This is a genomic window from Methanobacterium sp. BRmetb2 (genome assembly GCA_003491285.1).
Classification (GTDB): Archaea; Methanobacteriota; Methanobacteria; order Methanobacteriales; family Methanobacteriaceae; genus UBA117.
Genome location: CP022705.1, coordinates 58,451 through 79,556, shown reverse-complemented (window position 1 = coordinate 79,556; position 21,106 = coordinate 58,451). Strand labels below are relative to the sequence as shown.

Here is a 21,106-nt window from a genome sequence, read left to right as displayed (position 1 = left end):
GAGCTTTGTTAAATTGCAGGGAATTAATATGAAAAATAAGAAGTTTGCAGTAACCGGTGGTTTGGGTTTTATTGGATCCCATCTGGTTGAGAGATTATGTAAAAATAATGAAGTTGTTATAATAGACAATGAATCATCAGGAAAACTAGAGAATATTAAACATCTGGATCTTACCAACATAGATGTTATATTTGGCGATATAACCTCTATTGACCTTGAAGAAATAATTGATGGATGTGATTACGTCCTGCACCACGCAGCAATGGCCAGTGTTCCACTAAGTATAGATAATCCGTTACTATGTAATGAAGTTAATGTTACTGGTACGTTGAAGGTTTTAAATGCAGCCAAGGAGGTTGACATTAAAAAAGTGGTTTTTGCCTCTTCCAGTGCAGTTTATGGTGACACGTCCCAACTCCCTGTAACAGAAGAGGTTCCTATTAATCCCATGTCGCCTTACGCAGTGAGCAAGGTAGCCGGGGAACTTTACTGCAGTGTTTTCCACCAGATATACGGATTATCAACAACCTCTTTGAGATATTTCAATGTTTTTGGACCTCGACAGGATCCTGATTCACATTATGCAGCAGTTATACCTAAATTTGTAGAATCTATGTTGAATAATAAAGTTCCCACCATATATGGGGATGGGGAGCAGACCCGTGATTTTATTTACATAGATCATGTGGTAGATGCAAATATAAAGGCCTGTAAATCCCGAATTTCAGGTAATTTTAATATTGCAGGTGGTAAATCCATATCAATTAACCAGTTATTTGAAACTATAAAAGATATTATGGGATTGGATATAGAACCTAACTACGCTGATCCGCAATCAGGGGAAATTAAACATTCCTGGGCTGATATATCCAATGCTAATGTATTCGGTTTTAATCCTGATGTAAATCTTATAAAAGAGTTGGAAGAAACTATAATGGATTATAAAAAATTAAAATAAATCCATTAAATAAAATCGAATTAATTTATTTAATAAGATTAAAATATTTTATTTATGTCATAACTTAATTTAAATAGGGAATATTTATAAAAAATCTGTTTAACATATTCAATTTTTTTAAGGAGGATTATCTATGAGTTGGGTTGCTGATTTAAGAGATAAAGTTAATGATGAATCTGCAGTTGTGGGTATTGTGGGTTTAGGTTATGTTGGTTTGCCTTTAGCTGTTTCTTTTTCAAAAAAATTCAAAGTAATAGGATATAATAATAAACCGGAAAAGGTAGAGATTCTCCAGCAGGGAAAATCATACATCGAGGATGTGAAAGATGAAGATCTGAATTTAAACTCATTCCACCCCACCAGTGATTACCAAAAGTTGGAAAAATGTGATTTTATAATTATAGCGGTTCCCACTCCATTGCGTGAAGATAAGAGTCCGGATTTATCTTATATTGAGAATGCTGGTGAAACATTGGGTAAAATTCTCCACAAAGGCCAGTTTGTGATATTAAAAAGCACAACCTACCCGGGCACCACCGAAGATTTCCTGGCACCCATCCTGGAAGAGACCAGTAACCTGAAAGTAGGTGAAGATTTTGGATTAGCCTACTCTCCAGAAAGGGTTGATCCCGGAAACAAAAAATACAAAATTGAAAACACAGCTAATGTGGTGGGTGGATTAACTCCAGAATTTACCAGCATATGTAAAATGCTTTTTGAAGATGTGACTGGCAACGTAATTGAAGTAAAGGATTGTAAGACGGCAGAAGCTGTGAAAATGATAGAAAATATCTTCAGAAACGTTAACATTGCACTGGTAAATGAATTATCACTCATATTTGAAAAAATGGATATTGATCTATGGGAGTCAATCGAAGCAGCCAAAACCAAACCCTATGGATTTATGCCCTTCTATCCCGGACCAGGGGTGGGAGGTCACTGCATACCACTGGATCCATACTACCTCTCTTATAGAGCCAAACACTTCGGCATAATACCCCGTTTTATTGAAACTGCCGGGGAAATAAACGACTTCATGCCCATACACACTGTGAACTTGGCCAAAAAAGGGCTTAAAAAGATAGACAAAAAGCTGCGAGGTTCCAAAATCCTGGTACTGGGCATGGCCTACAAATCCAATATCAGCGACACCCGAGAATCACCTGCAGTAAACATTATTGAAGAACTAAAAGAAGCCGGATCACAAGTAAAAGTATACGACCCGCACACAAGTTGTATAAAAACCCGATACGGACCATTCCACTCAGAAAAAGATCTGAAAACCTCCCTAAAATGGGCTGACTGTGCCATCATCGTAACTGATCATGATGCATTCATAGAAAACCCCACCATGATAAACATGGTTAAAAAAGATGAAATAATTATCGTAGACACACGCAACGCTCTAAAACTCAAAACTGATGAATCTGATTATTATATTAAGTTATAACTCTAATTTAGATGATTTAAGCGTAATTTGTATATTATAGATTTAAAAGATGATTTTATGAAGATAATAACTGTATTAGGTGCAAGACCTCAGTTTATTAAGGCTGCTCTGGTATCAAATGAGTTGAGAAAGAACAATGAAGAAATTATTATTCACACTGGTCAGCATTATAACATTGAACTTTCTGAAATATTTTTCAAGGAAATGGGAATACCCCAACCAGATTATAATCTGGAGGTTGGATCTGGTTCACATGCGGCCCAAACCGCGAAGATGATGATTAAACTGGAGGAAAAATTCCAGGAAGAATCACCCGACATGGTACTTTTGTATGGGGATACCAACTCCACTCTGGCTGCAGCAATCACTGCTTCCAAATTGAACCTTCCTATAGCTCACGTGGAAGCTGGTCCCCGTATGTATGATAAATCGGTTCCAGAAGAGGTGAACCGTATTATAACTGACCATATATCCACCCTACTTTTTGCCCCCACACCCTATGCAGCAGAAAATCTTTATAAAGAAGGATTAAAGGATGCAGTACACTTGACGGGAGATGTAATGTTAGATCTCTTCCAATTCTTCTCAAAAAAGGCAGATGAATCTTCAAGTATATTGGAAGAACTGGGATTGGATAGGGGTGAGTATATATTAACCACCATTCACCGGGCTAGGAATACTGATTCAATTGAAAACTTGAAAGCCATAACCCATGCATTTGATGACCTTTCAGCTAATTATAAAATTGTTTTTCCAGTTCATCCCCGTACAGTAAAATATCTGAATGAATATGGATTATATGATGCTCTACAGGAAAATCCTAATATTCAATTAATAAAACCAGTAGGATATTTGGACATGAATATACTAACTCGAAATGCCTGTAGGATTGTCACTGATTCTGGTGGTTTGCAAAAAGAAGCATTTTTTGCCAGAGTACCCTGTATCACAATAGATTCTTCTACTGGATGGCCTGAAACTGTACTGGAAGGATGGAACACAATTTTCACTGAAAGTAAAAATAACTTTTTGGATAAAGATGAAATAATAAATGTAGTGGATGTTTTTAATCCAAAAGGACAGTACGAAAATGTTTTTGGTAATGGGCAGGCATCAAAGAAAATATGCAAGATACTAGAAAGTTATGGAGAAAATTAAATTTAAATCTGTATTTTTCTAAGTAAATTATTATAATTTTTAAAATAAGTGGATGAGAATATAAAATGACCTTTTTAAAGCATACCTTTTCATTGTTTTTCACCCAGATATTGGCCACTGTGTTAATAACTATAATTTCTATTGTAAATGCCCGTTATTTAGGCCCCAGCGGCTTGGGTATTATGAGTTTGGTAGTTGTAGTGTTAACCTTACTTTCCATGTTCGGAAATCTGGGTATCGGACTTTCCAATATCTTTTTTGGAGGAAAAAAGAAGTATTCCTGGGAAGAATTAACCAATAATTCCATAGTATCTTCCATAATATTAGGATCCCTTTTAATTGTTGTGGGAATAATCTATTTTTTATATTTCTCTGAAAATCTTATTCCACAAACTGGCGCTGAGTTACTGGTGATTATAAGTTTTATAGTGCCATTCATGCTTTTAATAAATTATCTGCAGTATATTTTATTGGGCCAGTACCGTATAAAGGAGTATAACTTAACCACCATACTACAAAATTTGATGTATCTTATTTTTATCTTCGTGAACTTCCTTATTCTGAATGGGGGAGTTCAGGGAGTTATAATATCTTATGTTCTGGCAGTTTTATTGACATCCTTGTTATTGATATTTCGGGTGAAAACCATTAAAAGATTATCATTTAAACTTGAAATATTCCAAGAAAGCATAAAATTTGGTGTTAAAGGTTATATTGGCACAGTTATACAATTTTTCAACTACCGAATTGACATGCTCATATTAAACATGCTTTTGGGTGCAGCCAGTGTTGGTTACTACACCATAGCCGTTAGTTTGGTGGAGGCACTGTGGTACTTTCCCAACGCTGTTGGAACTTTACTTCTTTCGAGAACTCCTAAATTAAAAACAGAAGATGTTAACAAATCCACACCACTAATTTCTCGTAACGCTTTTTTTATAACCCTTGTATTAGGAGTAATCCTATTTGTATTTGGGAAATTCATTATTGTACTGCTTTTTGGTAATGAATATTTACCATCAGTGGAACCTTTATGGTATTTAATACCAGGAATAGTGGCCTTAAGCATTTGTAAAGTGTTGGGAAATGAACTGGCCGGCCGCGGCAAGCCCATCATCAATACCTACATCTCCATAACATCACTGGTTGTAAATATACCCCTTAATTTCTTGCTAATTCCAGTATTAGGCATTTCTGGTTCTGCACTGGCATCCACTGTTTCATACACAGTAAGTGCAATTCTAACTCTAGTGTATTTCAGCAGAGTTTCTGAAAACCGAATATCAGATTTAATTATACTTAAAAAATCCGATTTAGAACTTTACAGAGGAATAGTGGCAGGATTTATTGGTAAGAAAAAAGATTAGAGCGTATCTTTTTAATAATTAGTATTAAATTGTCTCCGGGAAAAAACTAATTCTGGATATACTTTTTTTTAAGTTTAAAAAAGAAAAAAAGAAAAAATAGGGGATTTATTTTTTACTAGTTACCATTCAGCCTAAAACCATAAGAACTGCTAGTATCAGCGCTGTTATTGGCATTCCTGTGTTCTGCATAGGCACGGTTTTTCCATGTACTGGTGTAGGGTGGGGTGGCATTACACTGAAACTAGCTTTAAATGTATGAATTTAGTCATGTACTATTAAATTTAATATAAATTTCTTTCTTTTAACTAATAAATTAACCTATTTTGTGACGAGAGTCCCTTTAATTAGTAAAAAACGCTTCTATTTGCTTAATATTGAACGATAAAAACTAGATGAAAAAATGGAAATAATATTTTTCTTTTTAATCGGCACTAACTTTATCTAGAATTTCTGCAAATCTTTTAGCCATATTCTTATGGGAATATTTATAAATATTATCATTACCGGAATAGAATACCTGGCCCTTCTTTTGATATTGGGAGTAATATTCTTGTAGCACTTTTTTAATTTCTGGGACGGATTTCACTGAGTTTCCAGTGTTGGTATCATTTAGAATATCAGGAACACACCCCTCAGTTATGCCATGGGATATAATAGGCCTTTTAGCAGATAGATACTCAAAGATCTTACCAGTACACACCCCTATCTCAAGGGGATTATCCCACATTAAAAGTAGCAATAATTGTGATTCTCTCTGTTTTAAGATTACTTCATCCCGGGGTATCATTCCATGTATATTTACCACTCTTTCCAGACCATATTTTGCAATCTCCTCTGTCAGCCAGCTTTCACTAGCCCCATAAAAATTGATCTCAACATGGTCAATGTTTATCAAGTCTTCTCTACTTAAATCATTCAAGGCTTCAAAAAGAGGTTCAGGATCTCTTTTCCCCTTGTATAATTGGCCAGTATAGGTAATGGTAAATTTATTAGTTAAAGGCGTACCTGGATTTACTTTATCTGGATCAAATCCATTGGGTATTGAATAGACTTCCTCATTATGGTGTAAATTTTTTAAATCACCAACCAGTGGTTCAGATACCGTGGTCATAATATCTGCATTGGCCATGGTCTTTAACTCTAACTGTTTTTCAAAAAATTTCCTCAATGAAGTATATTTATAATAATGGTTTTGGGTCCAGAGATCTCGAAAATCAGCTATCCATGGAATACAATATCTTTTTTTTATTTCACTGGCAATTATGTGGGTGGTGAGAGGTAATGCGGAACTAATAACAGCATCAACTTTTTCCTCTTTTATTAACTCATCCATTTCAGCCATTACAGGATCATACCATGTTTTTTGCCCATCAGGATAGGTGAAGAACTCCTCCCATACCCTGGCCAGGTTTTCAAACCATGACCTCTTATTTTTATAGGTCTTGGTTTGTAGCTGTTCTTTAACCGTGGTTTGGGTTTTAAATCCTAAATATTTTTTCCATTTAGTCATTAAATCTTCGTAGGGCACTTCTATTATATTATAGTCCTTCCAGAGCGGATCTAATTTTTCAGATGATTGGGGAGTAACAATCACTGGATTCCATCCATATCTTGGAAGATTTTTGGCCAGACCTCTAAGACGAACTGATCCAATATTTTCTTTTTCATGGAAATAATAAGCAATTAGTAGAACAGTATTCATTAGGATACCTCAGTTTAAAATGTGGAAATTATTTAATTTAACATAATCTTGGTAATTTTTTCCAGTAACTTATTTATACAGAATTTTAGACCAATTTTTTCTGACCTTTTCAATTTCAAAATTATTAATTATGTATTCTTGAGCATGGGCACTGATCTTGTTAAGATCAGGCGAATTTAAAGATTTGAGGATATTATGGGCTATGGTTTCAGGAGAGTTATTATCCATCAAAAATCCATTTTTTCCTTCGAGGATTATTTCTGGAATGGAACCTACCCTGTTGGATAGAACAGGTGTTCCACAGGCCATGGACTCCAGCATTAAATTAGGAAGTCCCTCAGTATAGGAGGGTATCACAATCAGTTTTAAATTATTCAAATGGTGGGGAAGTTCCTGGTCAGATATCCAGCCTTTATATTCCACTTTATCCTGAAGTTTTTCCCTTGAAATGTAATCCTTAACATCATCTTCCATGTCACCTTCGCCACATATTGTGAAATTCAATTGGCATCCCTTTTTAACGAGGATATTCACGGCTTTTAAGAAGTTTAAGATGCCTTTTTCTCTACTGAGTCTGCCTACATATCCTACACACTCGTCTCTTACATTGATGTCCTTTTCAATATGGAATTTATCAAAATCAATTATGTGTTCCATGGCAGTGTCTATCTTGTCCTCATATTTTTCCAGTTCAAACTCTTTAATTTGCCCTTTAGAATTGACTATGATTTGATTGGAAAATCGGCAGGCTATTCTGGAGAGTAAAAAGATAGATCCAGTTAATGTGTCATTTTTAGCTTTAGCTGTACTGGCAGGTGATCCTGCAAAAACAAGTACCACCTTTTTACTATAGACACGACTTAGAAAAAGGGGTAAAATCAGGCCCTGTCCTCCGATATAAAAGAGGATCATATCTACATCATTTATTATTTTGTGTAGTTGAATTAAATATTTGAACTGGGTTTTAATAAAATTTAAAATTCTTGAAATTGTTGAATCTTTGAGGTCGTGTTTTATACTGTAAATGTGACAGTTTTCTGGGCATTCATCTTTTAAATTTGCACCAAGACCTCCAGTTAGGAGGTAAACTTCATTACTTATGGATTTGATAATTCTGAAAAGTTTCTGTACCGGCACAAAACCGGCCTTGGTCACAGAAAGGGTTATGATTGCAATATTTTTCTTATTAGTCATGCTGATCAGAAATTTAGAAAATTTTTCATAAATTGTTTTAGCGGTCTTTTATGAACTTGGCAGGTATGCCTCCTACTATAGAATTAGGTGCCACATCTTTGGTTACAACTGAGTTTGCACCAATTATTGACCTATCACCAATAGTCACCCCTGGTAGGATCATTACCCGAGCCCCTATCCACACATCTTTACCAATTTTTACTGGAGCTGTAAACATACCTTGGTCCCTTATGGGAATGTCTTTTTTTTGATGTTGATGGGTGCAGGATAAGATCACAGATTCAAAACCCACAATAGTGTATTCATCAATATCAATACCTCCACGGCCGTCTAATATTACTCCATTTGCTACTCCTACCTTGTTTTTAAGTGTAATACTTTGGGGGTGGAGCAGTTTTACGTTAGTGGCTATGGAAACATCACTTCCTATCTTTTTTAGGAGTTTTTCTAAGAAAGGTTGCCGAATACTGTTTCCTAATGCATATGGAATTTTAGAGGCAATATGGGTATAAAATAGCCATAAAATAAGGTCATTATTATTTTCTCCGTATTCCTGAGGAGTTTCCTGGTTTTCCATATTGTAACCTTTTTGGATTTTTATTAGATTAGAATAATTTTATGGAATAATATTTAATTTCAATTTTTAATCTATTAATAACAATTTTAGTAAATATTTAATCTCTACTTTTTAATCACGCTGTGGTATATTTCCTCTATATGGGAGATAATCTTTTCATGGGTCAAATTTTCTTTAACATATTCTTGACCATTACCTATCATTTCCTTACCTTTAATTGGATTACTTATTAAATAATCCATCTTATCTCTTAGATCCTTAACATCACCATATTTAAATGTTAATCCACATGAGGCAGTATCTATGATGTCAGCAGAACCACAGTTTCTTGAAACAATTACCGGGGTGCTGCACAGTAGTGATTCAAATATTACATTACCAAATGACTCGTAACTGGAGGGTAAAACAAATACATCCCCGTCAACATAGGCGCTAAGCTTATCATTTCCATCCAGGGTGCCAGTCATAATAACATCACTTTCAAGTTCCAGTTCCCCTATCAAGGTTAATAATTCGTTCTTATAACCATCATCCGGCCCTACCAGGACCAATTTTAAGTTATTAATATCTTTTTGCATGGATTTAAATGCTTTAACAAGAGTATCTAATCCTTTGATCTTATTCAAACGGCCCAGGTATAAAATTATTTTATCATCTTCTGACACGGAGTATTTCATCCTGAAAGTACCTTTTTCAGGTAATTCCTTGAAATAGTCTATATCTATGGCGTTGGGGGTGAAGGTTTCCTGTTCCTTTCTAATAAAGGGAAATGTTTTTATTGTTCTTTCAGCTTCCATAGGGGATGTGAAAATTATCTTGTCGGCATCGTGGACAATATTATCTCCATACAGCTTGTCAAATAAAATTTTCTGCTTATCCTTACCCAGAAGTGGAGCCGAACCCCTAGGCTGCAGTACGTATGGAATATTATATTTATGGGCATAGTAATGGACTACAACAGCCAGCAGTGTGCGGTGTTCGTGTATGTGGATAACATCAAATTTTTTAATTTCCTTGCGGGCCACCATAGGTAAATAATAGGGGGTCAAAAAATTCATTTTCCGGGTTAAGTAATTGGAGATATTGCGAAAATAGTAAGTTTCAATACCATCCACATCCACAGGCTGGTTTTTTTCCACATCCAACCGGTACTTGAAACCATCAGTGGTGTAAACCGTAACTTCATGACCTCTTTTAATGAGGGATCTGGAAACATCATATGCTAGCCTCGGCGGGCCTCCAGCTTCCCAGGAAGGCTTGAAAAATGGGGTTACCTGTAATATTTTCATATTAACTTTTCCAGGGTTTCCTCAAAGTGCCTGGTAATATCCTCCCAATCATTTTTTTCAACATATTTGCGGGCTTTTTCCCCTAACTCTGATAATTCATTAGTATCATATTGTTCCACAGTACTTAAAACATCTTCAGGGCCATTAACATAAATTATTCCATTACCTTCACCAAATTCCATGGAAATTCCCGGAAATCTGGTGGCCAGCACTGGTTTTTTCATGGCCATGTACTCGTAGAGTTTTATAGGTACAATGTCCTGCATTATTATCTCATCAGCATATGCCGGCAGAAGGCATATATTGGCAGCTGCTATAAATTCAGGGATCCGGTGGTAGGGCTGTTTACCAGTTAGGATAAGTTGGTCATGGAGTTGGTATTCGTCTCTTATCTTTATCATATCAGGATAAGCATCTCCATCCCCCACTACTAACAACTTGACATGGGGATATTTATCTTTATTCTGTCCCAGAGCCTTTGCAACTTCTTTCATCCCTGCAAAATGATATATCCACCCCATGAAAAATAAGACAGTATCTGTATCTTTTATAGCGTATTCCTGGCGAATGGATTCTCCACTAATATCTGGTTCAAATTCGTTCAGGTCAATACCAGCATCAATAATCATGGTTTTTTCTTTATTTGCTCCTAATTCCAGGGCAAGTTCTGCCAGTCGCTTATTTATGGTTATTATTTTGCTGGATCTTGTCAATGTTTTCTTTTTAAGAGTTTTACCCAAATTCTGGAAGGTCTTCTCTGGGATGAGTGTATATAACACGTCAATAAGATAATAAACAAAGGGTATGTTATGTTTTTGGGCTGCTCGGGCAGCAAAATATGCATTTAAAAGTCCAAAGGCCACTATAACATCGGGTTTGAACTCCTTTATCTGCCGGTTAATCTCCAGGGTATGGAAAATAGGTATACTAATATAATCAATTATTGGAATTTCAATAATACTTGGCCTTATAACTGTGATTTTAGCTTCATCAATTACTTTGTGGATGTTTTTACATTCATTTCCTTTAACGTATATCCCCTTCCACTTTTTATCCTTTCTTCGCCAGTCAATACCATGGTCTATCACTCTTATTTCATGGCCTTTGGCAGATAAACGGTCCATAAGGTGGTGCTGTTGGTGGGGATTTCTTTTTAGCCAATCTGACTCTTGAACTACCAGTATCTTCATATATTTCACTTGAAATTAGTATTTAATTTAATTATAATTATCAATATGGTTAATAGCACTTTTAAGGAGTTCCCTTAATAAATAACAATAGAAATTAATAAAAATTTAATGAAAATTAGTCAAATTCAGCGCATTCTTCTATGTTATCCCAGTTATCCAGGAACCATTGATGGGTTTTCTTTAAACCATCTTCAAATTTCATTTTAGGTTTATAACCTAGGATTTTTTTTGCCTTTTTTATTGATGATAAAAGCTTGGTCTTAGCATCCCAATCTCTACGGGGCATGTAAGCTATGCCTTCGCTGTTACCAGTTAACTCGTTTACCAGGTTGGCCATGTGAATAACCTGATGGTCTTGACCTGAACCAAGGTTTATAGCTTCTCCAACGGCTTTCTCTTCAATTCCCATGGCCAGCAGTCCATTTATAATATCCTCAACATAAGTCCAGTCCCTGGTTTCTGAGCCGTCACCAGTAATAGGCAGTGGCTGGCTGGTCATGGACCAGTAGAAAAAGTTGGGAATTACATTACGGTACTTACCTGGAACTTCTCCTGGACCAAAAACATTGAAAAAACGGGCATTAACTATAGGCAGGTCGTATAAATTGTGGAAGTAGTTGGTGTATAGTTCTCCCAGTAGTTTCGTAACCTGATAAGGAGTATGTAGACTGATGGATATATCATGTTCTTCAAAGGGCATCTTTGAATCAAGACCGTATACTCCGCATCCTGAAGACGAGTATACAAATCGTTCAACCCCTGCTAGATGGGCGAACTGTAATACTTTTAGTATTCCCACACCATTGACCATTAAATCTTTTTTAGGATTATCCACTGAGTTCTGGTTGGCAAAATGAGCTGCTAAATGGAAAACATATTGGGGTTTTTCCTTAAAGACCCGTTTTAAAACTTCATCATCGAGAATGTCACCACTGATAAAGTCTATATTATCTCCTCGAGGAATATTCCATTCATAAGCAGATGAAAGGTCGTCTAATATTATAACTTTTTCTGTGCCAAGTTCTGCAAGTTTTCTGCTTAGATTACTTCCAACACAGCCCGCCCCTCCAGTGACCAGCACAGTTTTTCCTTCATATTCATTAAATATGTTCATACTTCTACCTCGTTTCATTCTAAGTAATGGGATAAATTTTAGTAATACTGTTTTCTTCTAATTAGTGGAATAAATTTGAGTCTTTCATATTATAAGTTGTATAGAATTAATTTTAGATTAATCAGTATTAAGGGTTTATAATTATTGACTTCAAATGCTATTAAAATTTATCATAGTATATATAGTTCTACTAATAGTATAATCTCATCCAAAGTTCTAAATAATAATTCCAGGTTTATATTGTATATAGTCTGGTTCTTCCAGTAGTTCTGGGTTGTCAATTTCATATAGAGTAAACATGCCCACCCTTTTTATTATATGGTAATCTGGAATGGAGAGATCTGTTCCTTTATAAATGTAGTAATAAGCCTTTTTGTCCTGTAAAAATTTTGAAAACTCATTTAAGTCTCCAATTTTTTTGAACATACTTTCTTTAGTTTGGGGTACGGCTCTGTATATTCTTTTTTTGAGATACCATTCGAATCCAGGCCAGTGATTAGAGTATATCACCTTACTAAAGATTTCCCCATCATAGTTTTGGAGCCACTTACTGATAGATTCCATGTCATGGGCATAATTTTTTTCAGGTATGTTATCCAGAAATGCCAGTGAAGATGATAAAACAAGTATCACCAGTGCAATCGATAGCCACGAACTTAAATTCAGGTTTCTATAATTAAACTTGACTTTACTGGAGATACAGTTTACGGCCAGCACCACCAGAAATGCCAGAGCCGGCATTACATTTACAAAGTATCTATCATTTTTGGTGGCCAATATACTGTTAAATATAAGATAAACAGCTAACCAGAAGAAAAACATTATATCCATGTCTATCTTTTTAATATCCAGGGTTTCCAGGAATTGATATATCAATAAAAATATTATGGATACAATAATAATACTTAAAACGTAGGAAACACTTCCCATAGTTACAAAAAGAATTACGAGAAGTACTATAAAAACTCCCAGCTTCAACCAACCCATTTTAGTCTTTAAGATTCCGTATCCATTTTTTAATTCATTCAACTTTTTAATTATATTAAAGAGGTAGATTACCAGGCCCAAAACCATAATTCCGAGTAATAGGTAGGCAATAAATGTAGGATCACTTAGAGATGGATTCAAAAATCCTGTGAAATCGCTTTGATGTGAGATACTGGAGATGTAATTAGGTAAGTTTTTCAGATAAAACAGGTAATCTGGATTGAAACCAGAATCAATGGTAGTGGCGGCATTGGATACTGTACCTTTAAACTGTCCAAAGAAAGGGAAAGGATTGCCTATGGTGGTGTAAAAATAGATTATAAATCTGGCAGAGATGATTCCGCCAATTAATATCCCGATAATTATATTTTTAAGATTTTTAAGATAGTCCTTGTTTGTGAAAATGTAAAATAATATTAACAGGCCAATTAACCCTGCGGTGTATTTGGTGAAAAATGCAATAACTGCTAATGGAAATGCCAGATAATAATATCGAGAATCTTTTTTAACCGCCAGAACCGTGAATAGAAGGGCCATTATACTGATGGATACTGAGGCTAAATCAATACCTCCCACTGCCACCCAGGTTAAAACTAAAGTGAAGGTGGCGTATATAATACTTCCTGCAAAACTTTCCACAGCATTGAATCTCATTTTTAAAAGACAGTAAAATGCCAGAACTCCCATTAAATAGATAATACTGTCTAATATGAAAATAGCATGAGACGAAATATAGCCTAAGTTGAAAATAAATGATGTTAAATAGGGTAAAAATGGGGAAAGGCTTAAATCATTACCTAGGCTGGTAACTGCAAATCTGCGGGCAAAATTTAAGTATTGAAATGTATCCCAGTAGCCAACATCAACATTGAATTGTATTTGGAGTTTATATAAAGTAATTACTGTAGTTATAACCATCAATAATAAAAATAATGAAACTGATAACTTATTTGAGTTAACGTATGCTTTGAATCGCTGTATCAATGAATTCATATGGTTTTCCTCTGATGAAAGTTATTATTAAAACAGATATCACATTTTTTTATTAGTTTATGATGATCTTTCAGCTAATATATTCTTTTATATATAGCGATAATGCCTATGGTTTTTATTTTCTCATATCCCGGAATATCCATTTTAGGATTTTTAAGCACATCTATATAATAATCTGCCTTTAATGTTTCCAGTTCATGGAAGAAGTCCTCACTTGTTTTGAAGTTTCGAGGTATTCTAGTATAAACTCTCTTTTTTAAATACCAGCTAAAGGCCGGGCCTCGATCAGCAACAATTACCTTGGATTGATAGTCTGGATCATAATCTGTTAAAAACTCTGCAGCTGTTTTTTCATCGTCAATCCAGTAATAATCCCGGGGCATTTCTCCGATGAAGTAAAATGCTGATGACAACATCATCACTACCACAGCCACAGATAAAATGGCTGAAGTTAGATTGAATTTATTATATTTAAATTTGAGCTTTGAAGAAATACAACTGATGGAGAGGGTCAGGAAGTAGGCCAGAGCTGGCATGGCTGTTAAAATGTACCTGTCTACCTTCACAGCATGGTAACTTAAAAAAAGGAAGTACATCATAAACCATGCGAAAAATATCACGTCTAGATCAGCATCTTTTTGTTTTTGTTTGATTAAATCATGGATAAAAAAGGATATGACCAAGAGAATTGCTACACTTACTAAATATGAAATCTTAGAGTAAGTTAAAACTAAAATAACGCCTAAAATTATTATAGAAAAGAATTTTAATAGATTTATTCTGGAAAAGTTGGTATTAACCTTTTTTACTGAACTTACAATATTATAAATGTAAATGATGATACCTATCGTGATGATAATGAGAATTAGATATGATACAAGGGTAGCAGGCCCGCTGGTGGTTAAAATTTGGCTGTAAGACTTGAGGGGTGTACTGGATATGTAATTGGGAATGTACTTAAAGTAATATAAGAGGTCCAAGTTGTATCCCGGATTGGCGGTTGTAACTGCCCCGGTGGCAGTGCTGGTCATTTGATTAATGAAGGGAAATGCATTGCCTGAAATACGATAGAAATATATGAGAAAAGGTGTGCTTACTGCCGCTGACAGTACAATGCCAATTAATATATTCTTTAAATGTTTGAGGTAATCTTTATTTAGAATTATATAAAATAACATCAAAATAATTATAAAACCAGATGTATAACGGGTTAAAAATGCCATGGCTGCCAGGGGAAATGCAATATAGTAATAACAGGGATTTTTAATGGCTCTAACAGTAAAAAACATGGCCCATATGCTGAACGATATGGCAGGTACATCTGTTGCTCCAGAAACTGCCCAGGGAATAACCAATGCTATGCAAGCAAAAAAGATGCTCCCGGCAAAACTGGCAAATGCATTAAATCTTTCATTTAATAAAAGGTAAAGTCCCACAGCTCCCAATACATACAATACTCCACTTAAAATGAAGACGACATTTTCTGATACAAATCCTGCCCTGAAAAATAATGAGGTTAAAAAGGGTAGCAATGGTGGAAGCAGCATCTGGTCGCCCACACCTAATCCAGCAAAACGCAGGGCATTACCTAAATAAACAAATATATCCCAGTAATAAACTCCCAGTTTTGACTGAAGATCTATTAAAGATAGGGAAATAATTGAAACTATTAATAAAAGTAGAATTAAAAGAAACGATGTAGTTCTATCCTTCAAAAATATATCTCTCATTTTATCTAAAAACATATAATCGTCTCTTAAAATTTATTAGAAAAAGTTTATTTATTAATGGTTCGTTCTATAAGTCGGGATATAGAGTCTAAAATGATACCGGTAAACGTCATGAATATCCCTGCCAGGGTAAACATGATCATCAACAGGGTAGGGGCCATGGTTATGCTTTTACCAGTTATATAATCACGGATGAAAAACAGGCTTATAATTATTCCCACCACCACAATAATTAAACCGGGTATCGTGAAGTAGTACAAAGGTTTCTTTATCTCAACGTCCCTTATTATACGGGTTAGAACCTGTATACCCTGACTAATAGGGTGTCTGCTTGAACTTTTCACATCGTAACGCACGCCAATTTCTACTTCCACGATTCGCATATCATTTTTAGCTGCATCTACCAGCATCTCACTTTCCACACCATATCCAGTATCTTGGAATCGGAATAATGGTATGGTATGCTTGGCAAAAGCCCGGTACCCACTTTGGGTATCGGTGATGTCCAATCCACTGCTAATATTGCTGGCTTTATCCAGAACCTTTTGACCAACCCTTCTATAACGGGGAGTGTTTTCATCTTTTCCATTTATGTACCGGCTCCCATTAACCACATCTGCCTCACCTTCCAGGATAGGCTTTATAAGGGCGGGTATCTCTTCAGGATAGTGCTGTCCATCAGCGTCAATGGTTACCACCACATCTGCATCTTTAGCCATATTGAAACCAGTTTTAAGTGCTGCACCTTTACCCCTATTGGTGGAGTGGCTTGCAACCTCTGCACCAGCCATCTCTGCAATCTGAGCTGTTTTATCGGTACTTCCGTCATCCACTACAATAACCTGGTCCACGTACTGGGCAGTTCTAAGCACCATACTTCCTATGGAAATTTCCTCGTTATATGCAGGCAGTATTGCTGTTATTTTAGCCATTAGTTATATTCTCCGTAAATAATATTATATAATATCGAATTGTTAACTACTCTATACGGTAGTACCATTTCATCCAATCTACAGTTTTCTTTATTCCTTCTTCTGGATTTACCTGAGGATCATGTTTTAGATCCTGAATAGCCTTGGTGAAGTCCATGGTCTTAACCTTGGTGGTAAAGGCCTCTGCTTCATGGTAGGTCACCAGCGAATCATCCTTTCCCACTGCATCCAGGACAATATCTGAGTACTCTTTTATGTCTTTTTCCCATTCCTGTTTACCGCCTACATTGTAAACCTCTCCAGGTATGAAATTGTCTATAATATTGGCAAAGGTACGGGCAGAATCCTCCACATAGTCAATAATTCTCTTGTGTCCTTCATATACAGTGTAAGGTTGGTCGAATAATGATTTATAAATGAATATGGGTATGAATCCTTTGTATGGGGTGTAATGTTCGTGGGGCCCGTAACAGTTCACAGGTCTAACCCGGACAGTCTCTGTGTCAAACATGGTAGCTGAGTTCATGCACATCAACTCACCGGCCCACTTGGTTATGGCGTAGTCATTCATCTGATAAGTGTCTTTTATGGGATTGTCCTCCATGACATTCTCACTCATAATCCCGTTGTAGTCTCCATAAACCTCCGCTGATGAGAAAAATATCATCCTGAACCCTAATTTTTCCTGGAGACGTATCATGTGTTTGGTTCCAATTACATTGGTCTGCCACAGATTTTCATAGTATTCTTCACCGTTCCATCGGCCGTATTCAGCAGCCAGGTGATAAATGTAGTCAAACTTATCATTATCAAATAATCGTTCTATTTGCCGATAATTTTTCACATCAGCCCTTATATAATTATCTCTGTCATTGTGAAGCAGATCTACTGCTAAAACCTCATGGCCACGGTTTTCTAGCTCATTAACCAGGTTGGTTCCAATAAAGCCAGAACCACCAGTGACCATTATCTTCTGGGTTTCCATGATATTATTCCTCCTCTATTTTTTTGCACCTAAATATCACAGTACCACCATCAGTGTAGGGAGATCCAGGGTCAACACACTGCATATAAGCATGTTGGGGGTCTTTTTTATGGGTCAATCCAAGTTCCACTGGGCACCAGTTGTGCTCGAGGATGGTTGTGTAGTGCAGGATGGTTGAAAGTGCATGGGTACAGATTTTGTCCGTTTTATCAACTATTATTTCAGGGTCTTTAATTATAATTTTATCACCCACTTCATGAACCGGACATCTACCCTTTATTTTGTGGACGGATATTTCAATCAAAAAAATGCACATCCTCAACCAATCAGATTATTGTCAAAAAAATGTAGAAAAATCTGTTAAAAATAACAAACTAAATTTACTTTTTTACCACTCAATTATTCATTAATAGCAATGTACAGTATTTTACCACCTTTAATAACTCTAAGGCCTTCATCAGTCTCTATAACTGTGTTTAAATAATTATCAAGGGCTATGATTTTACCTTCATCGTAGGTATTGTTTTTAAAGGCAATCTGAACATTTTTATTTTTAAACATTCTGAACTGTTTGGCCAGTTCATTTTCATAGTCAACTTTCTGTTTCCTAAATTTTTTATTCATCTATTACACCATCTTTTCTTAATTATAATAAAGATAAACTTGTTAAAGATAATTTTCAGTTTATGATAATATGATTGAGATATAGTTACTAATAAATTTACCCAAATGTAGTTTAAGAATGCCACTAATTTATAAGTAAAGTACCAGTTTCAAGGGAAAAATAGAGGGATTAAATAAAAAAATTCTTCCCAAAATAATTTAGATAAGAAAAATTAATATTTCCTATGTATTAGGGAGAGTTAAATGACCACTGCAAAAAAAATTGCCAAGAACACCGGAGTTCTGGTCCTATCACAGATAATAACCTACCTACTCGGATTCATTTACATAGTGTACGTGGCCCGTTATTTAGGTGCGGCAGGGTACGGTATACTTTCATTTGGGCTTGCATTTACTGGAATATTTGCAGTGGCCGTTGATCTTGGACTTAACACCATCACCACACGTGATCTGTCCCGTGATATCAAAAAAACTTCGAACTATTTAACTAATGTAACCACCATTAAACTCATTTTATCAGTAATTGTTTTCTTACTGATAGCTGTCACCATCAACCTTTTAGATTATCCCTCCCAGACAGTCATGGTGGTCTACTTTTTAGGCTTGTATGTAATAGTTGCAGCCTTCAGTCAAATGTTTTATGCTATTTACCAGGCCTATGAGGAGATGGAATATCAATCTATAGGCCAGGTATTAAATACGGCGCTGATCCTTGTATTCACCTTAATTGCCATATATTATCAGGCCGATGTCATTTTAGTATCTGCTATTTACCTTTTGGGAAGCATGGTTGTACTGTTATACAATCTAATCATAACCTACTGGAAGTTTAGTAAATTCCATTTAGGACTTGAAAAGAGTTTCTGGAGTTTTAAAATCAGGGAAGCATTACCTTTTGGATTAACATCAATATATGGGACTATTTACACTTACATTGACTCGGTAATGTTATCACTTATGCAGGGAGACGTGGTGGTGGGATGGTATTCTGCAGCTTACCGGTTGATATTAATTGTTTTATATCTTCCTGGTATTATTAATCAGGCCATTTTTCCGGTAATGAGCAAATTCTACATCTCTTCTGATGACATACTTCGAAAGGTTCAGGAGAAATTCTTTAAATATATGTTGATATTGGGATTTCCCATAGGGGTGGGTACTACTGTTCTATCAAATAAAATAATTTTACTGATATTTGGTGCTGGATTTTTACCATCTATATTTGCCCTTCAAGTTTTAATATGGACAATTGTAATTACTTTCTGCGGAGCTGCATTTGTAAAGCTATTTGAGGCTTCTGGCCGGCAAATGGTCATAACTAAGGTCACAGGCGTAGGGGTTGCAGTAAATATAGTCCTTAACTTAATTTTAATCCCTTTATATAGTTTCATTGGTGCCAGCATTGCCACAGTTTTAACTGAAATGGTGGTGGTGGGAAGCATCATAGCCTTAAGCTACCGGGTAGGTTACGGGTTACCAATAAAAGAGAATATAATTATCATTTTAAAGGTTGCAGTCTCTGGTCTGGTGATGGGGGCTGTATTATGGTACTTTAACTATCTCAATCTCTTAATATTAATTATTTTAGGAGTTTTAATATATATAGTAGTCTTATTCATTACCAAAATTTTTGATAAAGAGGATTTAACCCTTTTAAGGAATATTTTAAAAATAAATAAAAATGAAGATGAAAACTAGTGGATTAGTAGGGATCCCATTCTCTTACTTCTTCATATTCCGGAAACTTACCATATTTATATCTATCAAAGAGTCCCCCCCATGGGGTCTTTTTAAATTGATCAATCTTTTTTTTACCAATAAGGGGATACCATAGGTGGTCGTGGTAATATTCTGAGGCAAAAATAAATGTTTTAAAAAGTGGCGAGTTAAATAAGAGGTTGTGAAGCCATTTAATATTCATAGTCTTCTTTCTAAGCCGTTGATCCCAGCGGATAACTGGACTTCTTTTGGTTTGGAAATTGAAGTTCAAACTTTTTAATTGACTTTCATCCACACCCACTATTTCTATCTGGTCCACATCCCCTATTCCCAGACCTCTATCATGAGCCATTTTAATGTAGTCAATTTTCATTGGTTCAAATCCCATAATACTTGCTGCAACAGCATCTATTGCCACCTGATCAGAGCTGGCCAGTATAAGGTTACCGTAGTAGGGCTCCATGGTACGGGGCCCGGCCCCATCACCGCAGACACACCCGTCCATCACTGCCAAGACCCCGGCATGTATCTCTTTCTGTATGGATAAAAGATCCACCAGTACTTCGTGTATCTTCTTGTGGGCGTGATGCCGGTATTTGGGTATTAATCCTCCAAAGGCATTCTTCATGGCGCCGGTGGTGGTGGTGTGGCCGTGGGTTTTCATGGTGGGAAAATGGATAACATTAGTATCAATGAAAATCTCCGGGATCCAGATTTCCCCAAAAATCTCATCCATAGCCAACATTTCAGATTTAACATCATATTCAACCCATTTAACATCAGTTAATGGCTGGAACTGGATACCATACTTTTCAAGGAGAGGAAGCCATTTATTATAATAAGCACCCTTCCAAGGATGGGTTACCACTGTCTGGTTTTCCACTCCTAAAATATCTTCATAACCATCTTCCTTTAAACAGTTTAGAACTCCATCCAACTGCCATGGTGGAGTAGAACAAGCCGGATAATAAAGAGTCCAGGATAAATTAAGTTTTAAAATGGTTTTATTCATTGGTGGAATATGTTTTGGGTATCCTACCAGATCCATAGCCCTTTTATAATCATAAATCACAGTAGATGGTGATGTTTCTAAAACTGCTACCTTTGACATTAAATCACTCATAAATTATATGTTTA

18 protein-coding genes are annotated in these 21,106 nt (G+C 35.8%); 5 read left to right on the top strand and 13 right to left on the bottom strand.

Annotated elements, in window-relative coordinates:
* Positions 1–28 precede the first annotated feature (28 nt).
* The 4 genes from CIT01_00345 to CIT01_00330 all read left to right on the top strand — a co-directional run bounded on the left by CIT01_00345 (position 29) and on the right by CIT01_00330 (position 4,933).
* Positions 29–958 carry a GDP-mannose 4,6-dehydratase gene (locus tag CIT01_00345; GenBank protein ID AXV36752.1) on the top strand — a complete coding sequence of 310 codons (930 nt, stop codon included), beginning with the start codon at positions 29–31 and terminating at the stop codon, positions 956–958.
* 133 nt (positions 959–1,091) lie between these two features.
* A complete protein-coding gene (locus CIT01_00340; GenBank protein ID AXV36751.1) occupies positions 1,092–2,408 on the top strand; it encodes a UDP-N-acetyl-D-glucosamine dehydrogenase in 1,317 nt (438 codons plus the stop codon).
* Positions 2,409–2,465: 57 nt separating this feature from the next.
* Entirely contained in the window at positions 2,466–3,566 is a 1,101-nt protein-coding gene (locus tag CIT01_00335; protein AXV36750.1) for a UDP-N-acetylglucosamine 2-epimerase (non-hydrolyzing), read from the top strand.
* A 65-nt stretch (positions 3,567–3,631) separates the two neighbouring features.
* The gene (locus CIT01_00330) at positions 3,632–4,933 is read left to right on the top strand and encodes a hypothetical protein (protein ID AXV36749.1); all 1,302 of its coding nucleotides are present in this window, start codon (positions 3,632–3,634) and stop codon (positions 4,931–4,933) included.
* Positions 4,934–5,354: 421 nt separating this feature from the next.
* Here the strand turns inward: CIT01_00330 and CIT01_00325 are convergent, their stop codons facing one another.
* The 12 genes from CIT01_00325 to CIT01_00270 all read right to left on the bottom strand — a co-directional run bounded on the left by CIT01_00325 (position 5,355) and on the right by CIT01_00270 (position 18,250).
* Positions 5,355–6,635 (bottom strand): hypothetical protein, encoded by a 1,281-nt coding sequence (locus tag CIT01_00325; GenBank protein ID AXV36748.1) that lies wholly within the window; start codon positions 6,633–6,635, stop codon positions 5,355–5,357.
* A gap of 69 nt (positions 6,636–6,704) precedes the next feature.
* Entirely contained in the window at positions 6,705–7,829 is a 1,125-nt protein-coding gene (locus tag CIT01_00320; protein AXV36747.1) for a hypothetical protein, read from the bottom strand.
* Between the two features lie 37 nt (positions 7,830–7,866).
* Positions 7,867–8,406, bottom strand: a complete 540-nt coding sequence (locus tag CIT01_00315; protein ID AXV36746.1) for a hypothetical protein — start codon at positions 8,404–8,406, stop codon at positions 7,867–7,869.
* A 104-nt stretch (positions 8,407–8,510) separates the two neighbouring features.
* Positions 8,511–9,695: a glycosyl transferase gene (locus CIT01_00310; GenBank protein AXV36745.1), complete on the bottom strand. Its 1,185-nt coding sequence runs from the start codon at positions 9,693–9,695 to the stop codon at positions 8,511–8,513.
* On the bottom strand, positions 9,692–10,885 hold the full coding sequence (locus CIT01_00305) for a glycosyl transferase GT4 family protein (GenBank protein AXV36744.1): 1,194 nt from the start codon (positions 10,883–10,885) through the stop codon (positions 9,692–9,694). The genes CIT01_00310 and CIT01_00305 overlap by 4 nt, the downstream gene beginning before the upstream one ends.
* Before the next feature lie 115 nt (positions 10,886–11,000).
* Positions 11,001–11,999 carry a nucleotide sugar epimerase gene (locus tag CIT01_00300; protein AXV36743.1) on the bottom strand — a complete coding sequence of 333 codons (999 nt, stop codon included), beginning with the start codon at positions 11,997–11,999 and terminating at the stop codon, positions 11,001–11,003.
* 216 nt (positions 12,000–12,215) lie between these two features.
* Positions 12,216–13,979 carry a hypothetical protein gene (locus CIT01_00295; GenBank protein ID AXV36742.1) on the bottom strand — a complete coding sequence of 588 codons (1,764 nt, stop codon included), beginning with the start codon at positions 13,977–13,979 and terminating at the stop codon, positions 12,216–12,218.
* A 74-nt stretch (positions 13,980–14,053) separates the two neighbouring features.
* Positions 14,054–15,724, bottom strand: a complete 1,671-nt coding sequence (locus CIT01_00290) for a hypothetical protein (GenBank protein AXV36741.1) — start codon at positions 15,722–15,724, stop codon at positions 14,054–14,056.
* Positions 15,725–15,756: 32 nt separating this feature from the next.
* Positions 15,757–16,641 (bottom strand): dolichyl-phosphate mannose synthase, encoded by an 885-nt coding sequence (locus CIT01_00285; GenBank protein AXV36740.1) that lies wholly within the window; start codon positions 16,639–16,641, stop codon positions 15,757–15,759.
* A gap of 46 nt (positions 16,642–16,687) precedes the next feature.
* Positions 16,688–17,626: a nucleoside-diphosphate sugar epimerase gene (locus tag CIT01_00280; GenBank protein ID AXV36739.1), complete on the bottom strand. Its 939-nt coding sequence runs from the start codon at positions 17,624–17,626 to the stop codon at positions 16,688–16,690.
* 4 nt (positions 17,627–17,630) lie between these two features.
* Entirely contained in the window at positions 17,631–17,930 is a 300-nt protein-coding gene (locus CIT01_00275; GenBank protein AXV38678.1) for a TIGR04076 family protein, read from the bottom strand.
* A gap of 95 nt (positions 17,931–18,025) precedes the next feature.
* Positions 18,026–18,250, bottom strand: a complete 225-nt coding sequence (locus CIT01_00270) for a hypothetical protein (protein AXV36738.1) — start codon at positions 18,248–18,250, stop codon at positions 18,026–18,028.
* A gap of 243 nt (positions 18,251–18,493) precedes the next feature.
* On the opposite strand from CIT01_00270, the gene CIT01_00265 reads away from it, so the two are divergent.
* Positions 18,494–19,948 (top strand): lipopolysaccharide O-side chain biosynthesis protein, encoded by a 1,455-nt coding sequence (locus CIT01_00265; protein ID AXV36737.1) that lies wholly within the window; start codon positions 18,494–18,496, stop codon positions 19,946–19,948.
* 4 nt (positions 19,949–19,952) lie between these two features.
* Here the strand turns inward: CIT01_00265 and CIT01_00260 are convergent, their stop codons facing one another.
* Positions 19,953–21,080 carry an iron-sulfur cluster-binding protein gene (locus CIT01_00260; protein AXV36736.1) on the bottom strand — a complete coding sequence of 376 codons (1,128 nt, stop codon included), beginning with the start codon at positions 21,078–21,080 and terminating at the stop codon, positions 19,953–19,955.
* Positions 21,081–21,106: the final 26 nt, after the last annotated feature.

Coding starts and splice junctions, on each gene's coding strand:
- CIT01_00345 (AXV36752.1), top strand. CDS start 29: ATGAAAAATAAGAAGTTTGCAGTAACCGGTGGTTTGGGTTTTATTGGA.
- CIT01_00340 (AXV36751.1), top strand. CDS start 1,092: ATGAGTTGGGTTGCTGATTTAAGAGATAAAGTTAATGATGAATCTGCA.
- CIT01_00335 (AXV36750.1), top strand. CDS start 2,466: ATGAAGATAATAACTGTATTAGGTGCAAGACCTCAGTTTATTAAGGCT.
- CIT01_00330 (AXV36749.1), top strand. CDS start 3,632: ATGACCTTTTTAAAGCATACCTTTTCATTGTTTTTCACCCAGATATTG.
- CIT01_00325 (AXV36748.1), bottom strand. CDS start 6,635: ATGAATACTGTTCTACTAATTGCTTATTATTTCCATGAAAAAGAAAAT.
- CIT01_00320 (AXV36747.1), bottom strand. CDS start 7,829: ATGACTAATAAGAAAAATATTGCAATCATAACCCTTTCTGTGACCAAG.
- CIT01_00315 (AXV36746.1), bottom strand. CDS start 8,406: ATGGAAAACCAGGAAACTCCTCAGGAATACGGAGAAAATAATAATGAC.
- CIT01_00310 (AXV36745.1), bottom strand. CDS start 9,695: ATGAAAATATTACAGGTAACCCCATTTTTCAAGCCTTCCTGGGAAGCT.
- CIT01_00305 (AXV36744.1), bottom strand. CDS start 10,885: ATGAAGATACTGGTAGTTCAAGAGTCAGATTGGCTAAAAAGAAATCCC.
- CIT01_00300 (AXV36743.1), bottom strand. CDS start 11,999: ATGAACATATTTAATGAATATGAAGGAAAAACTGTGCTGGTCACTGGA.
- CIT01_00295 (AXV36742.1), bottom strand. CDS start 13,979: ATGAATTCATTGATACAGCGATTCAAAGCATACGTTAACTCAAATAAG.
- CIT01_00290 (AXV36741.1), bottom strand. CDS start 15,724: ATGTTTTTAGATAAAATGAGAGATATATTTTTGAAGGATAGAACTACA.
- CIT01_00285 (AXV36740.1), bottom strand. CDS start 16,641: ATGGCTAAAATAACAGCAATACTGCCTGCATATAACGAGGAAATTTCC.
- CIT01_00280 (AXV36739.1), bottom strand. CDS start 17,626: ATGGAAACCCAGAAGATAATGGTCACTGGTGGTTCTGGCTTTATTGGA.
- CIT01_00270 (AXV36738.1), bottom strand. CDS start 18,250: ATGAATAAAAAATTTAGGAAACAGAAAGTTGACTATGAAAATGAACTG.
- CIT01_00265 (AXV36737.1), top strand. CDS start 18,494: ATGACCACTGCAAAAAAAATTGCCAAGAACACCGGAGTTCTGGTCCTA.
- CIT01_00260 (AXV36736.1), bottom strand. CDS start 21,080: ATGTCAAAGGTAGCAGTTTTAGAAACATCACCATCTACTGTGATTTAT.